The organism is Psychrilyobacter sp. (genome assembly GCF_037132775.1).
GTDB lineage: Bacteria > Fusobacteriota > Fusobacteriia > Fusobacteriales > Fusobacteriaceae > Psychrilyobacter.
On the sequence record NZ_JBAHZY010000041.1, the window covers coordinates 1 to 16,057 of the forward strand.

Annotated in this window: 11 protein-coding genes and 1 riboswitch; of the genes, 1 reads left to right on the plus strand and 10 read right to left on the minus strand. The window is 32.4% G+C overall.

The genetic code is table 11. From position 1 onward, the window contains the following. Positions 1–101 precede the first annotated feature (101 nt). From V5784_RS02570 to glgB, 5 genes are all read right to left on the minus strand, one after another. A complete protein-coding gene (locus tag V5784_RS02570) occupies positions 102–2,528 on the minus strand; it encodes a glycogen/starch/alpha-glucan phosphorylase (RefSeq protein WP_336887485.1) in 2,427 nt (808 codons plus the stop codon). Positions 2,529–2,548: 20 nt separating this feature from the next. Next, the gene (gene glgA / locus V5784_RS02575; RefSeq protein ID WP_336887486.1) at positions 2,549–3,976 is read right to left on the minus strand and encodes a glycogen synthase GlgA; all 1,428 of its coding nucleotides are present in this window, start codon (positions 3,974–3,976) and stop codon (positions 2,549–2,551) included. Between the two features lie 54 nt (positions 3,977–4,030). Further along, positions 4,031–5,152, minus strand: coding sequence for a glucose-1-phosphate adenylyltransferase subunit GlgD (gene glgD / locus V5784_RS02580; protein WP_336887487.1), 1,122 nt, complete (start codon positions 5,150–5,152; stop codon positions 4,031–4,033). 15 nt (positions 5,153–5,167) lie between these two features. Next, positions 5,168–6,292 carry a glucose-1-phosphate adenylyltransferase gene (locus V5784_RS02585; protein ID WP_336887488.1) on the minus strand — a complete coding sequence of 375 codons (1,125 nt, stop codon included), beginning with the start codon at positions 6,290–6,292 and terminating at the stop codon, positions 5,168–5,170. A 116-nt stretch (positions 6,293–6,408) separates the two neighbouring features. Further along, positions 6,409–8,295: a 1,4-alpha-glucan branching protein GlgB gene (glgB, locus tag V5784_RS02590; protein ID WP_336887489.1), complete on the minus strand. Its 1,887-nt coding sequence runs from the start codon at positions 8,293–8,295 to the stop codon at positions 6,409–6,411. A 279-nt stretch (positions 8,296–8,574) separates the two neighbouring features. After that, positions 8,575–8,673, plus strand: a riboswitch (purine riboswitch). A gap of 93 nt (positions 8,674–8,766) precedes the next feature. Here glgB and V5784_RS02595 point away from each other — a divergent pair. Next, positions 8,767–10,878: a glutamine synthetase III gene (locus V5784_RS02595; RefSeq protein WP_336887490.1), complete on the plus strand. Its 2,112-nt coding sequence runs from the start codon at positions 8,767–8,769 to the stop codon at positions 10,876–10,878. A gap of 70 nt (positions 10,879–10,948) precedes the next feature. Here V5784_RS02595 and V5784_RS02600 read toward each other — a convergent pair whose 3' ends face one another. From V5784_RS02600 to V5784_RS02620, 5 genes are all read right to left on the minus strand, one after another. Continuing rightward, on the minus strand, positions 10,949–11,716 hold the full coding sequence (locus V5784_RS02600) for a sulfite exporter TauE/SafE family protein (RefSeq protein ID WP_336887491.1): 768 nt from the start codon (positions 11,714–11,716) through the stop codon (positions 10,949–10,951). A 261-nt stretch (positions 11,717–11,977) separates the two neighbouring features. Continuing rightward, a complete protein-coding gene (locus V5784_RS02605) occupies positions 11,978–12,958 on the minus strand; it encodes a class II fructose-bisphosphate aldolase (protein WP_336887492.1) in 981 nt (326 codons plus the stop codon). A 535-nt stretch (positions 12,959–13,493) separates the two neighbouring features. Further along, on the minus strand, positions 13,494–14,765 hold the full coding sequence (gene serS, locus V5784_RS02610; protein ID WP_336887493.1) for a serine--tRNA ligase: 1,272 nt from the start codon (positions 14,763–14,765) through the stop codon (positions 13,494–13,496). Between the two features lie 26 nt (positions 14,766–14,791). Next, positions 14,792–15,385 carry a TIGR03936 family radical SAM-associated protein gene (locus V5784_RS02615; RefSeq protein ID WP_336887494.1) on the minus strand — a complete coding sequence of 198 codons (594 nt, stop codon included), beginning with the start codon at positions 15,383–15,385 and terminating at the stop codon, positions 14,792–14,794. 227 nt (positions 15,386–15,612) lie between these two features. Then, positions 15,613–16,057, minus strand: a 445-nt coding sequence (locus tag V5784_RS02620) for a hypothetical protein (protein WP_336887495.1), incomplete at its 5' end; no start/stop codon positions are given.

Below are 16,057 nucleotides of genomic sequence, written 5' to 3' on the forward strand. Positions count from 1 at the left end.
TAGGCTCTGCTATTGACATACAAAAAATAAAGTTCTAATATATTAAAAACGAGAAGCAATAATTAAAGAATTATTACTCCTCTTTTTATAAAAGTTTTACATTAATTTTTAGAGTTTACACAAAACTTGCAACAGCCCCCCCATATCTCTTTTTCATATTTTCTTACGGTATTATCACTAGAAAAATTCCCAGATTTTGCAATATTTTTAACTACCATGGAGTTCCATCTATCACGATCACGGTAAATACCATCTATCTTTTTATGAGTTTCTGAGTAGGAGTTGAAATCCTTTAGAACATAATACCTGTCACCGTCTATTAGGTAACTGTATATACTTGAAAAGTCTCCTCCGAAGGTTCCATCTCTTAGCATCTCTACAACTTTTTTTATTTTAGGATTTTCTTTTAAAAATTTTATTGGATTATAAGATTGTTTTTTCTCTATCTCTTTTAATTCCTCATATTTCAATCCAAAAATAAATATATTTTCCTCTCCTACAGCCTCTTTTATCTCGATATTAGCTCCGTCTAAGGTTCCTATAGTCAAAGCTCCATTCATCATAAATTTCATATTTGAAGTCCCACTAGCTTCCATTCCAGCAGTAGATATTTGTTCACTTAGATCACTTCCAGGGATTATTATCTGAGCTTTACTCACACTATAATTTGGTATGAATACCACTTTTATAAATTTATTGACCCTCTCATCATCATTTATCAACTTTCCTACAGAGTTGATCAATTTTATAATCCTTTTAGCCAAATAATAACCAGGAGCTGCTTTGGCTGAAAAGATAAATGTCTTAGGGTGCATTGTAAATTCTTTATTCTCAAGTATTTCTCTGTATAGGTATATTATATGTAAGATATTCATAAGCTGTCTTTTATATCCATGGAGCCTTTTTACATGAGTATCAAAGATAGAATTGACATCTACTTCTATTCCAGTTTCTTCCCATATAAGTTCAGCTAATCTTTTTTTGTTTTCTAATTTTATTCCCTCTACCTTCTTACAAAACTCCCTATTTTCTGAAAATCCAGCTAACTTTTCCAAAAGAATCGGATCATTTTTCCAATCACTTCCAATTGCTTCGTCTATCAATGTTGTCAATGGTTTATTTGATCTTAACAGCCATCTCCTATGAGTTATTCCATTAGTTTTATTATTAAATCTCTCCGGATATAATTCATAGAAATTTTTTAGTACTTTCTTTGTTAAAATCTCTGTGTGTAACTTTGATACCCCATTTATAGAGTGACTTCCTACAACGGCTAAATGGGTCATATTTATTGCTCGATCTTTAATAATCGCAACGTCCATAACTTTATCCCAATCATCATATTTTTGATAAACCTTATCGCAAAATCTTCTGTTAATTTCTTCAATAATCATATATACCCTAGGAATTAATTTTTGAACCTTATCTATCTCCCATTTTTCCATAGCTTCAGTCAAAATTGTATGATTGGTATAGGACATAACTTTCTTTGTTATCTCCCAAGCTTCATCCCAATATATTTTTTTTTCATCAATTAAAATCCTCATAAACTCTGCAATACAAAAAGCAGGATGGGTATCATTTATTTGAATACTAAAGGTCTTAGGAAATTCATTTGGTGCAATACCCTTCTTAGAGTTATAATCCACTATACTCTGTAATCCAGCACTGACAAAAAAATACTCTTGCTTCAACCTTAGTAATCTACCACTTTCAGTGGTGTCATCTGGATACAACAATTTTGAGATAGCTTCAGCCTTTCTTTTCTTTTCATCTAATTCTGAAAAAGTACCATAACTAAAAGAATTAAAATCGAAATCATTTCCTTCTATTTGAGCTTTCCATAATCTCAAATTATTCACAACTTTATTCTTATATCCTACAATAGGTACATCATAGGGAACCGCTAATACTGTTTCATACCCAGTATGAATAGGAGTTAGATATCCTCCTACCTCTTTTAAAGTTACATCCCCATAAAATTTTATCCTTTTAGATTGGTGACTTTTTTTAGTCTCCCAAACAAATCCATTTTTCAACCAATTATCAGGCCCCTCTATCTGTTCCCCATTGACTATTTTTTGTTCAAACAGACCATAGTCATACCTTATGCCGCATCCATGTCCTGGAATCCCTATAGACGCCATAGAATCTAAAAAACAAGCAGCTAACCTTCCCAAACCACCATTTCCAAGCCCTGGTTCAGCATCAAATTTTTCAAATTCCTTAAAATCTAAATTTAGCTCTTTCATAGCTTCCATGCATATATCTTCTAAACCCAAATTAATGATATTAGTATACATCATCTTACCTAATAAGAATTCTAAGGAAAAATAATATACCTGTTTTTCCTTCCCAATTCTATAATTTTCATTTTCTTTTAGCCAGTTCTCTGAAAGATATGCCTTTATAACTGTTGCAAACACCTTATACTGATCTTCCTTGGATGTATCTACAAATTCCTTTGTAAACATTATCATAGCCACATTTTTCAAATCAGATAGGATCTTTTCCTTTGTAATATTCATATATCCCTCCTATCCTCTTTTTATTTTTTATTTATCAATGCCTTATATATCTTCTTATATTCCTTAGCTGCATTTGACCAGCTGCTCTTTCTTTCCATGGCATTTTTAACCAATTTATCCCATATTTCCTTCTTTTCATAAACTTTTAAAGCATATTTTAAAGTTTCAAGCAGTTCATGGGCGTTATAATTTTTAAACCCAAAACCTGTTCCTGTCCCATCAAATTCATTATATGGGATAACGGTATCCTTCAACCCACCTGTTTCTCTGACAACAGGAATGGTACCATATCTCATAGAAATCAATTGAGACAATCCACACGGTTCAAATAGTGATGGCATTAAGAATATATCTGATCCAGCATATATTTTTTTAGCCAACACACTGTCAAAGGTAATATTAGCTGATAATTTAGATGGATATAGATGCGCATAATATCTAAATAGGTCTTCAAATTGAAGATCTCCAGTTCCTAAAACAACCAATTGTATATCTAAAACCAATAATTCTTCCAATACGTGTGCTATTAAATCCAAACCTTTTTGTCCAGTAAGCCGTGTTACAATTCCAATAATTGGTATACTCTCACTCTCCACTAACCCTAGCTCTCTCTGCAGAGCTAATTTATTATTTATTTTCTTTGACCTTGTAGAGATACCATATTTAGTGTGAAGCTCCTTATCTTTTCTAGGATTAAAAGTATCATAATCTATACCATTTACTATCCCTGTAACTTTATAATCAAGCTTTTTAAACAGACCATGGAGACCTTCACCAAAAAAAGGATATTTTATCTCATTGGCATATGTATCACTTACTGTGGTTATATAGTCAGAAAAATTAATTCCACCCTTCATATAGGAGATGGCATCATTAAACTTGAGTCTTTCCTCATCAAAATAATAATCACTTAGACCTAGGATATCATGGAGTGTGTTCTTACTATATACCCCTTGAAATTTAAGATTATGTATAGTATATATCACCTTTATATCTTTATATTTTTCCCCATAAAATGCTTTTAAAAATACAGGAATTAAAGCTGACTGCCAGTCATTGCAATGGATAATATCAGGTATAAAGTCCATATGTTCAATGGCATCTATTACTGCTCTGGAAAAATATGCAAAACGTTCACCGTCATCAAAATACCCATAAGCATTTGGACGGTTAAAATAACCTTCATTATCTATAAAATAAAATGGGATCTTATCATATTTCATTTTATAAAGACCTACATATTTTTCCCTCCAAGATACATTAGTTGTAAACTTAGAGATTAATTTCATCCCGCTACGATATTTATCATGGATACTTGTGTATTTAGGCATAATTACCCTGATATCTATGGTTTTTACAAGGGCTTTAGGAAGGGAATATGCAACATCTCCTAGCCCTCCACTTTTAGCAAAGGGATATGCCTCACTACTTACAAATAATATTTTCATAATGTTCTCCTTTTTTCTTAAAATGCTGGCTCATTAGAGCCAGCAAAAATTATATTATAAGTCTAAAATTGATTTTTTTTCTATTACCAATGGAAATTCTTCCGACCCAATCACTTTTTGATATCTGTTAATTGTTACATTTTTATCTAAAATAACATTTTTTATCTCCACTCCCTCTTCAATTACACAAGACTGTAAAATTATGCTGTTTTCTATAGTCGCACCCTTTTTTATAACTACTCTTCTTCCTATGATACTATCTTTTACTGATCCCCTTACAATACAACCATTAGCTATAAGAGAATTAGATACCTTAGAATAAGATTTATAGATAGCTGGGGGAGTGTCGTTAATTTTTGTGGATATTCCTCCATTCCCTAGGAGAAGTTCCTCTCTGATTTCTTTTTTTAATATATCTTTATTTGCTTTAAAGTAATTTTTTGTAGAATCAATAAATTTAGTATATCCAGTAAACTCGTATAGATTGGTGGAAATTTTATGGGTACTGAATTCAATAAATTTATTTAAATCTCCTACAAGGCCACTCTGTACCCCACTCATGAGAAGGTCTATTAGGAGATCTTTTCTTATAATTTTTATCTCCAAAGATACATTTGTTTCCTCTTGAGAATCCACGACCACTCCAAATTTTTCCACTTCTTTATTTTCATTGAATATTACACTTGTAGATCCCCTGTACGCCTTTATATCCTTATCTATTTTTTTATATACTAGAGTGAGATCTTTTCCTGATTTTTCATGGGAATCTTTAATAGGTCGTAAATCAATATTAGCCACTAAATGAGATGAACACAGCACAACATGATTTTCCGTACTCCTACGTAAATATTCTAAGTTAGATCTAAAGTTTTTTACATTTGATTTTCCAATTTCAAGATCAATGCTAGGATGCATCAAAAATATTCCCCCATTTTTTCTGTTCAAATCCCAAAACTGCCCTCCTCTTATATGATCTCGGAGTGATCTTACATTATTATGTGGAACTACTATTCCTACATTTGAAATTCCAACTCTAGTCAGGTTTGTTAGGGAAAAATCAATTATTCTATACCTTCCTGCAAATGGAATAGATGCAATTGGTCTATATTTTGTAAGTCCCCTTATTTCATTAGTGTCTTGAGCAGCCAGTATTAATCCCATATATGATTTTGCCATAATCTTCCTCCAAATTTATTTTATAGTTTTATTTTGTGGTATAACCTTTATTGTAGTATCTCCAGCATGGGTTCCAGACAGAACATTTGTATTTTCTCCTACTATAACTCTATCCAAGGTTACTCCCCTTCCTATTTTTACATTTGGAAATAACACTGAATTTTTAACTATAGCTCCCTCTTCAATAATTACTCCAGGAAATAATACAGTATTCTTTATAGAACCATAGACTTCACATCCATCTACTACCATAGAATTTTCTATATTGGCATTTCCACCAAAATACGCAGCGCCTTTTGGTTCTCCCGATGTATATATCTTCCAATCATTTGTATGTAAATTTAAACTATTATTTTCATCCAATAGATCCATATTAGCTTCCCATAAACTATTGATCGTTCCTACGTCTTTCCAATAGCCTTTAAATGGATGGGTAACCATTTTCAGCCCGTCATCTAACATCTTAGGCAGTATATTCATCCCAAAATCGTTTGCTGAATCTTTATTTTTTTCATCTTCAATTAAATATTTTTTTAATTTCGACCATTTAAAGATATAGATCCCCATAGAGGCTAAATTACTCTTTGGTTTTTCTGGTTTTTCTTCAAATTCATATATTATGTTGTTATCTCTGACATTCATTATCCCAAATCTTGTAGCTTCTTCTAAGGTCACGGTTAAGGCAGCAATTGTTACATCTGCTCCTTGTTTTTTATGTTCTCTTAGCATCTTATTATAATCCATTTTATAGATATGATCCCCAGATAAGATAAGTACATGATCTGGATCATATCTGTCTATATACTGGATATTTTGGTAGATTGCATTAGCTGTTCCTTTATACCAGGCTCCTCCCTCTTCAGTTGTATATGGCGGGAGGATTGCTGTCCCCCCATGCATACTATTCAGATCCCAGGCTGAACCTGTCCCTATATGTGTATTTAATAAAAATGGTCTATACTGGGTAAGTATTCCCACAGTATCTATTCCTGAATTTGTACAATTACTCAATGGAAAATCTATAATTTTATATTTACCACCAAAATCAACTGCTGGTTTCGCTACGTCTGAAGTTAAAGGCACCAATCGACTTCCTTGCCCCCCTGCTAAAAGCATAGCTATCATCTCTTTTTTTCTCATTTAAACTCACCCCCATATGAATGTGTAACTTTTCAGACATCTTATCACAATTCCCCTATATTTTACTAAGGGAATCTAATGCTTTTTAATTACTGGCCTATTAAAATTTGTTCTTTTTAAAATTTTGGTTTTAGATAGATTACCGAAAGAGGAGCTATATTTACCTCTATATGGCAAAGTTCTTTATCCACACCGCCCCATCTGGGTTTCAACATTTCTAAATTCACTCTACCTTCTCCTCCATATTTATAAGTATCACTATTTAATACCTCTTCATAGTCAACAAATCTAGGCACTCCCATCTTATGTTTGGAATAATGAACAGGCGTAAAATTATATACTGCTATTACAAAATCATCCCTATCCTCACTCTTTCTCATAAAAGAAACTATACCACAATCATTATTATTCGCTTCTAACCAGTGAAATCCTTCATACGAATGATCAATTTCCCAAAATGATTTTTCTTTCCTATAAAAAAAGTTTAAATCTTTAACAAATTCTTGTGTCTCTCTGTGTTTTTGAAGCTCCAATAACTGCCATTCTATAGATTCATAAAATCTCCATTCTAAAAACTGCCCGATCTCTCCCCCCATAAAAAGAAGTTTTTTTCCAGGGTGTGCCATCATATATCCCAAAAGAAGTCTCAGACTTGCAAATTTGTCCACAGAGTAACCTGGAAATTTTTCTATAAGAGATTTTTTCCCATGGACTACTTCATCATGGGAAAAAGGCAGAACATAATTTTCTGAAAAAGCATAAACTATGGAGAATGTCATTAAATTATGGTTAAATTTTCTATTGATGGGATCTAACTCCATATATTTCAAAATATCATTCATCCATCCCATATTCCATTTATAGTTAAAGCCCAATCCATTTTCTTTCTTGCCTTTAGTTATATTTGGCCGAGATGTAGACTCTTCTGCTATCATAAGTGTATTTGGAAACTTTTTAAATATCGTCGTATTCAATCTTTGCATAAAATCAATTGCCCACAGATTTTGATTTCCACCATCTTTATTTTTCAACTCAGGACTAGGCTCCTTACAAAAGTCTAAATACAACATATTAGATACAGCATCTACCCTAAGACCATCTATATGATACTCCTTCATCCAAAACATAGCATTGGATATTAAAAAGCTGTGAATCTCTAATTTGGATAGATCAAAGTTACACGTTCCCCACTGTTCATTTTCTCCTAAGGTAGAATTTTTATACTCATATGTTGTGGTACCGTCAAATCTATATAACCCATGGGCATCTTTACAAAAATGTCCTGGTACCCAGTCTAAAATAACTCCTATCCCATATCTATGGAACTCATCTATTAAGTACTTAAAATCTTCAGGTATCCCATGTCTGCTGGTCACTGAAAAATATCCAGTACTCTGGTATCCCCAAGAATCATCCAATGGATATTCCGATATAGGCATAAGTTCTACATGAGTATAACCCATTTCAGAAACATATTTAGGTAGTTCTTCCACTAGTTCTCTATAAGTTTGAAAGTTTTCTCTTCCCTGGGGTTTTTTCCAAGATCCCAAGTGAACTTCATATATATTCATTGGGTTTTTATATGGCTGATAGGATTTTTTATTTTCCTTCCACCTCTGATCATTCCAAGAATAATTTTCTAAATCCCATACTATTGAAGCTGTATTTGGTCTTAGCTCTGAATATAATGCGTAAGGATCTGATTTCACAAGTTTTTTATCACTCCATGTTTCAACAACATATTTGTACTTATCCCCTTTTTTTATCCCGTCAATTTGAAGGATCCAAAAATCATTATTTTTTTTCATCCTATGACTATTTTGATTCCAATTATTAAAATCTCCCATTACAAAAAGCTCTTTAGCATTGGGAGCCCAAACTCTAAAACATACACCACAATCATTTATATGTGCTCCCAATAAAGAGTATGCCTCAAAATGGTTCCCTTCATGAAAAATATGAACATCAAATTCTATTTTCTTATTTTCTTCCTCATAGTTCATAGCTAACCCCTTTGTTTCTTAAGTTTATTGTATATTAGGAGTATACCTCACTATTGCAGGTTTACAAAAAAAAATTGATTTTTTACCAAAAATTTGTTATACTACTCTAAATACTTGGTACGCATAATAAAAAAATTGGAGGTAAGCAGATGATTTTAAAAAAAATTCATAAATTAAACAGGTTCATATTTAGCTTTGCCTCAAAAATGGGCTTAGTATCTAAAAAACTAAAAGCCGTTTCTTATAGGGGATAGTGACTTCGTGTCACTGTCCCCCTTTTTTAAAATTTATATAAAAACTTATATATCCCCATAATTATGGTTGGGAGTTTCTAGGGTTTACCACAAATTAACCACTGTAAGTGAATTTTATGCCGCTATCATCCGAGGCTTGTTTTTCGCTTTAATAAAACATGTCTTGTTTTTTTATAAATTAATCACAACGAACATTTAAACAACTTAGGAGGTCAAAATGGAAAAAAATATTAATGAAACTAAAAGTTTACCTGAAATTTATGGAGATTATTGCTTTGACAAAACTACCTTAAGACAACGTGTCCCAAAGAGTGTATTCAAAGAGTTTTTGCAGGTACAAAATGGTAGAAGAGAACTGACTCTTTCCATTGCTGAGGTAGTGGCCAATGCCATGAAAGATTGGGCAATAGAAAAAGGAGCTACTCATTATACTCATTGGTTCCAACCATTGAATGGACTGACTGCAGAAAAACATGATTCTTTTGTATCTCCTATCGGAGACGGGCAAATCATAATGGAATTTTCAGGAAAAGAATTAATTAAGGGAGAATCAGATGCATCTTCATTTCCAAGCGGCGGACTGAGATCTACCTTTGAAGCCCGTGGATATACTGCCTGGGATACTACCTCACCTGCCTTTTTAAAGGATGATAATACTGGGATTACACTATATATTCCCACTGCTTTTGTTGCCTATACAGGAGAGGCATTGGATAAAAAAGTACCTCTGCTAAGATCTATGAATGCCATTGAAAAACAGGCTCTTAGAATCTTAAAGATTTTAGGGAACAATACTTCCCAGTATATCACTACATGTTTAGGAGTAGAGCAGGAATATTTTTTAGTCGAAAAAAACCTGTTTAACAAAAGATTAGATCTGGCTCATACCGGCAGAACATTATTTGGAGCAAAACCTGCCAAATCCCAGGAGCTTAGAAGTCATTATTACGGAACCATAGAGGAAAGAGTAGCTGCCTTCATGAGGGGATTGGACTTCGAATTATGGAGATTGGGGATTCCTTCTAAGACTAAACATAATGAAGTAGCTCCTAACCAATTTGAGCTCGCACCTATTTACAGCACTACAAATGTAGCTACAGACCAAAATCAACTTGTGATGGATACTATAAATAAAATGGCCAGCAGACATGATTTAGTAGCATTATTACATGAAAAACCATTTGCAAATATAAATGGATCCGGTAAACATAATAACTGGTCCCTAGCTACCGATGATGGAATAAACTTATTTGATCCGGGGAAAAATCCTAAAGAAAATGCACAATTTTTAATTTTTATTGCTGCTGTTATAAAGGCCGTAGATAAATATGCTCCGCTACTCAGACTTTCTACTGCAAGTGCATCCAATGACAACAGATTAGGAGGACATGAAGCTCCACCGGCTATTATCTCAATCTTTTTAGGAGATGAATTAGAGAGTATCTTTAAAATTACAGACGAAACTGTAAAAACTAAAAATAAATTAGAGATCGGTGTAGATTCTTTACCTAAAATACCTATGGATATCACCGATAGAAATAGAACATCTCCATTTGCTTTTACTGGAAATAAATTTGAATTTAGAATGCCTGGATCCAGTCAAAGCACCTCTACTCCCAACGTTATGTTAAATACAATCATGGCTGATGTATTAAAAGAGTTTGCCGATGAATTAGAAGGAGTAGAAGATAAGACTAAGGGAATTCAAAAATTAGTATCTAGAACATATAAAGAACACAAAAGAATAATTTTCTCTGGAAATGGTTATGGAGAAGAGTGGGTGCAAGAAGCTAAAAAAAGAGGCTTGCCTAATTTAAAATCTACAACAGATGTACTAGAAGCTTATATTGCTCCTGAAACAGTTGAATTATTTGCAAGACACGGAGTGTTATCCGAAGGAGAATTAATCTCCAGATACAATATATATGCTGAAAATTATTCTACTCAAATAGTGACAGAATCAACTGTGATGATTAAGATGGCTATCCAAGATATCTATCCGGCATCAAATAGATATGCTCTAGAGCTGGCTAAAATAATTAAAAATTCTTCTAAAATATTAGGACAAGTATTTACAGTAACTCAGGAAGAACTTCTGACTTATATTTTAAAAAATAATGCAGGTTTGTATAAATCAGCTAAAAAACTTGAAGAGAAATTAGAGGAATTGAATAATTTAAAAGACATCACCATAAGTGTTCATTTTACTAAAGATGAACTTTTACCTCTTATGAAAGAATTAAGAACTCATGGGGATAATTTAGAAAGAGTTGTAGAACACAAGATGTGGCCATTCCCAACTTATGAAGACTTATTATTTAAATTATAAATCCTAAAAAAGGTAGGATTTATATACTAATAAAAGATGATTCCTACATTCTATAGGAGTCATCTTTTTTCTATACTAAACTATTTATCACATTATAAAAGTTTAAAACTACCAGGGCTATTATAGTAGTATTAAATATTTTATGAATTGTTTCATGTCTCAACTTATGATTAAAATGAGCTCCAATAAACCCTCCTAAAATACCCCCTGGAATCATTACATAGAGCATAGATAGATCATATCTATCAAACCCGACTCCTAAAAAAATCAAAATTAATTTTGCAAACTGAGACAATAAAATTATTAATATTGAAGTTACAGCTGCTTTTTTAATATCCATATTCATAAGCAAAACCAGTACCATTACATTTATGGGTCCTCCTCCTATCCCTAGAAAAGATGCTATAGTTCCAAGCATCATCCCTATTAAAAACAATAGCAGATAATTTTTCAAATGATATTTTGGAAACTTTTCTTTAAATAAAACCAATATTAAAAGCTCTGCTAATATAAATCCTTGAATCGCTGTTGCAAAACCTTCATTATTTAAACTTTTTAAAAAAATACCAAATAATAAATTACCAATTACTCCTCCTAATATTGATCCTGCTGTTATTACCAGCATTTTTTTTTCCACTTTAAACCCTTTCTTCATCTGTTTTCCTGTAGACACAACAGCCATAGAGAAGACTGTAAAGGAGGAGAGTATCCCAATGGTAGTCAGATCATAAGTTCCTATAGCGTCTAAAATTGGCTTTATAACCACTCCTCCGCCTAATCCAACCAATGATCCAAAAATTGTTGCTAACAGTCCAATACCAAAATATAATATCATCATTTTTTCCCACCCTTATAAAATTAATATGTATATCCATGATAGGCTAATCTCATATTTCTGTCAACCTGCACAGCTTTAATTCCTTCCTTTTATTTATTCTTAATAGGGCTGCTAAAAAAGATTCCCCCCCTAACTCTGTAAAAACATTATTTTTTATATCTACGCAGGAAGAAAAAAAAAGAAATCTATAAATCATAGGTATAAGGCAGAAAAATTGTAAACAAAAAAGGAGATAGCACTGCTATCTCCTTTTAAATTTAATTACTTAGTTGCTTTCTTGTAAGCACCTTCAGAACCGAATACATCAGTTATTTTAGTCATATAGAATTCCTTCATATACTTTTTAGCAGGTGCTAAATATTTTCTAGGATCAAATTCTCCTGGTTTAGTAGCTAATACTTCTCTGATACCAGCAGTAAATGCTAATCTACCATCTGTATCAACATTGATCTTAGCAACTGCTGATTTTGCAGCTCCTCTTAATTGATCATTAGGGATACCAATTGCATCTTTGATCTCTCCACCATATTCTTTTATCATTGAGATAAATTTAGCTGGTACTGATGATGAACCGTGTAATACAATAGGGAATCCAGGTATCTTAGTCTCAATTTCAGCTAAGATCTCTAATTTTAACTTAGGATCATCTCCTGGCTTAAATTTATGTGCCCCATGTGAAGTTCCGATTGAGATAGCTAAAGAATCTACTCCAGCTTTTGCTACAAATTCTTCTACTTCATGTGGTTGTGTGTAAATATGTACTTCGTTAGATATTTCATCTTCTATTCCAGCTAATATACCTAATTCCGCTTCAACAGTTACATCTTTTCCATGTGCATAATCTGCAACTTTCTTAGATTCCACAATATTTTTCTCAAATGAATGATGAGATGCATCTATCATTACTGATGAGAATCCCCATTCGATACAATCTTTAACTTGCTCAAAAGATGAACCGTGATCTAAGTGCAAAGCGATAGGGATGTCTGATCCCATCTCTCTTGCAACATCAACAGCAGCTTTAGCTAACATAGCTACTACTGGTTTTCCCATATAGTTTCTAGCTCCATTTGAACATTGTAATATAACTGGTGATCCCATCTCAGCACATGCTTCAACGATTGCTAACATTTGCTCCATGTTGTTAAAGTTAAATGCAGGTACTGCGTACCCTTCTTTATTTGCTTTAGTAAACATTTCTTTAGTGTTTACTAATCCTAAATCTTTATAATTATATCTCATAATGACCTCCTCTATCTATTTGAGTTTTCTACTATTAATAATACCAAATTTAATACATAAAAGCAATCTTTTCAAAGATTATATTTTACCCTCTATTTGCTTCAAAATATGCCTAAAAAACGCCTTGAATTTCATTTTTTTCTTAAATAGAACAAAAACCTCTGGAACTAATTCGATAATAGTATCTATCAATTCGTTATATCTTTGAAATCTCCCAGTAAATATATTTTTTGCATTTATTAGCCACGAAATAAGTAGTATATCAAAGATCCTCAAAAAATTAATCCCGACCTGGGTAACTCCCCTCCAGGTAATATAAAAATTATAAATTTTAAAAATAACTTCCCCATCTTGAATCATAAATAACTGAAACAATATTGTAGTGAAATACAATAAAAAAACATATTTCATCCTCTTAATGGAATTTTTTAAATTTTTGTTAAATAGCAGGTTTGAAAAAATCATCAAACCTGCTACTATTATTAATATATATATATTCGATGTAAGGATGGTAAGTAGGAGTATAGAAAATATACTACTTTTTAACAACATCTAATCCGCCCATATATGGCTTAAGAACTTCTGGAATTAAGAAACTTCCATCTGCTTGTTGGTAATTTTCCATAATAGCCAATAAAGTTCTACCTACTGCTAATCCAGATCCATTCAATGTATGAACAAATTCACTTTTCCCACCTTGAGCTGGTTTAAATCTAAGTCCCATTCTTCTAGCTTGGAAATTTCCACAGTTAGAACAAGATGAGATCTCTCTATATGTGTTTTCAGACGGTAACCATACCTCTAAATCATATGTTTTAGTAGCTGAAAAACCGATATCTCCTGTACAAAGTTGAACTACTCTATATGGTAATCCTAATTTTTGTAATACAGTCTCTGCATTCACTACCATTTTTTCTAATTCATCGTTTGAGTTATTGGGATGAGCTAACTTTACCATCTCAACTTTATTAAATTGATGTAGTCTAATTATTCCTTTGATATCTCTACCATATGATCCTGCTTCCCTTCTGAAACAAGGTGAAAATGCAGTATAATATTTAGGTAGGTCTGCTTCTGCCAAAGTTTCCCCTCTATGGATATTTGTCAGTGTTATCTCTGAAGTTGAGATCAGATACATATCATCTTCAGTTTTATACATATCATCACCAAATTTTGGCAGTTGACCAGTCCCTTCACATATCTCAGGCTTTACTAAAATCGGTGTAAGGTACTCTGTATATCCATGTTCTCCAGTATGCAGATCTAACATGAAGTTTATTAATGCTCTCTCTAATCTAGCTCCTGCTCCTCTATATAGAACAAATCTAGATCCTCCTAATTTTACTCCTCTTTCGAAGTCTAATATTTCTAATTCCTCTCCTAATTCCCAATGAGGTTTAACATCAAAATCAAACTTTGTAGGTTCTCCCCAAGTTCTAGCTAAAATATTATCAGCCTCATCATTTCCAACTGGTGTAGACTCATGATATATATTTGGAATAGTCATTTGGAAATATCTGATCTCTCCCTCGATTACAGATAATTTTTTGTCTATTGCTTTGATACTAGAGCTTACTGAACCCATTTCTTCAATAATACGAGTTGCATCTTCTCCAGCTCTCTTTAATTTTCCTACCTCTTGTGAAGCATTGTTTCTTTTAAATTTTAAAATTTCTACCTTTGATAGTAACTCTCTTCTTTCCTCATCTAACTGCTCAAATCTATCTAAATCTATCTTAGCATTTCTATTTTTTAAAATTCCCTTTAAAAATTCAATATTATTCCTGATATACTTTAAATCCAACATATTTTATCCCTCCATATTTTTATTTTTTATTTACTTTTTTTATATCCCATTCTTGTAATTTTTAGACCTTTACTATCTATTTCAGCCAGTGTAAATAAACCTTTAGGAGAAATATTATACAACTCTAAAAAGATCTTATTGCCAATCCTTTTAAAGTCTCCTATTTTCTCTTTTAAATTTCTCTCTTGAGTTTTCCCCTTTTTTCCCCTTATCTCTATTATTTCATCGCAATTTAATAAATTTTCTAGAGCATCTATATCCGCCACATTTCCCTCTATCTCATAGATTAAAATATCAAAATCATTGGCTATTCCGGATTTTTTAGGGACATCATAGATCTCATGAAATTTAAACCCCTTAAGTGAGTTTGAATTTAAAAGTTCTAAGATCTGTTCATTGGATAGTTCCGAGATTATCTCCGCATCCATCAATTCATTATATGTTTCATCTCCCAATGACACAGGATTTCCAAAGGACAGCTTCGGTCTGGGTGTAAACCCTTCTGAATGTTTTATGGTGATTCCTGTTTTCTTAAAGAGTCTCTCTAAAAATCTTATAGTATCTAAATGAGAGATGTATTTCATATCTCCAATTCTATCAAAGACTATTCTTTTTTTCATGTGCATCTCCTCTTTACCGCTTATTATATCTGACAATTTTAACATAATCTATCAAAAAATTCAATGAAAAGAAATACAGGTGTCACTTGTACACACGTTATTCTTACAACTCCTAAAAGATAATGTTCTGAAAAAACTTAAAGCCCATGAAAAGACAAGGAGTCTTTTCATGGGCTTATTTTGTAGAAAATTATAACCTATATATCCATAGAGATAATTCTATTTTATTAAACGCTAACAGATTCTTGGTTTTTAGATGAAAAAGAATCTTTTAATAAATTTAATGAGGTATAAAGAACAACTCCTATAACAATCCAAGTTAAAATACTTATAGGTAACGATTTAACTAAATAAGCTGCTACAACAACTCCAACCGATCCAAATATTGTACTCCATAGAGCAGCTCCTCTATGATAGGCTCCTGCCCGGATAAATTTAGCAGTAGCTACCGGCATTAAGTATGCGCATGATCCCATCATAATAGGAAAAGCTACTAATGGGCTTAACCCAAGAGCATATACTAGTGCCATACAAGGAGCATAAAGACCTATTCCAAGGGTCATAAGTGCACCTAATACAAAATTACCTATAATTGCTATAATTAATTTAATACCAGTAAGTCCAACTGCATCTCCGCCAGATGGAAGTATTCCTAATTTACCAGCTAACATA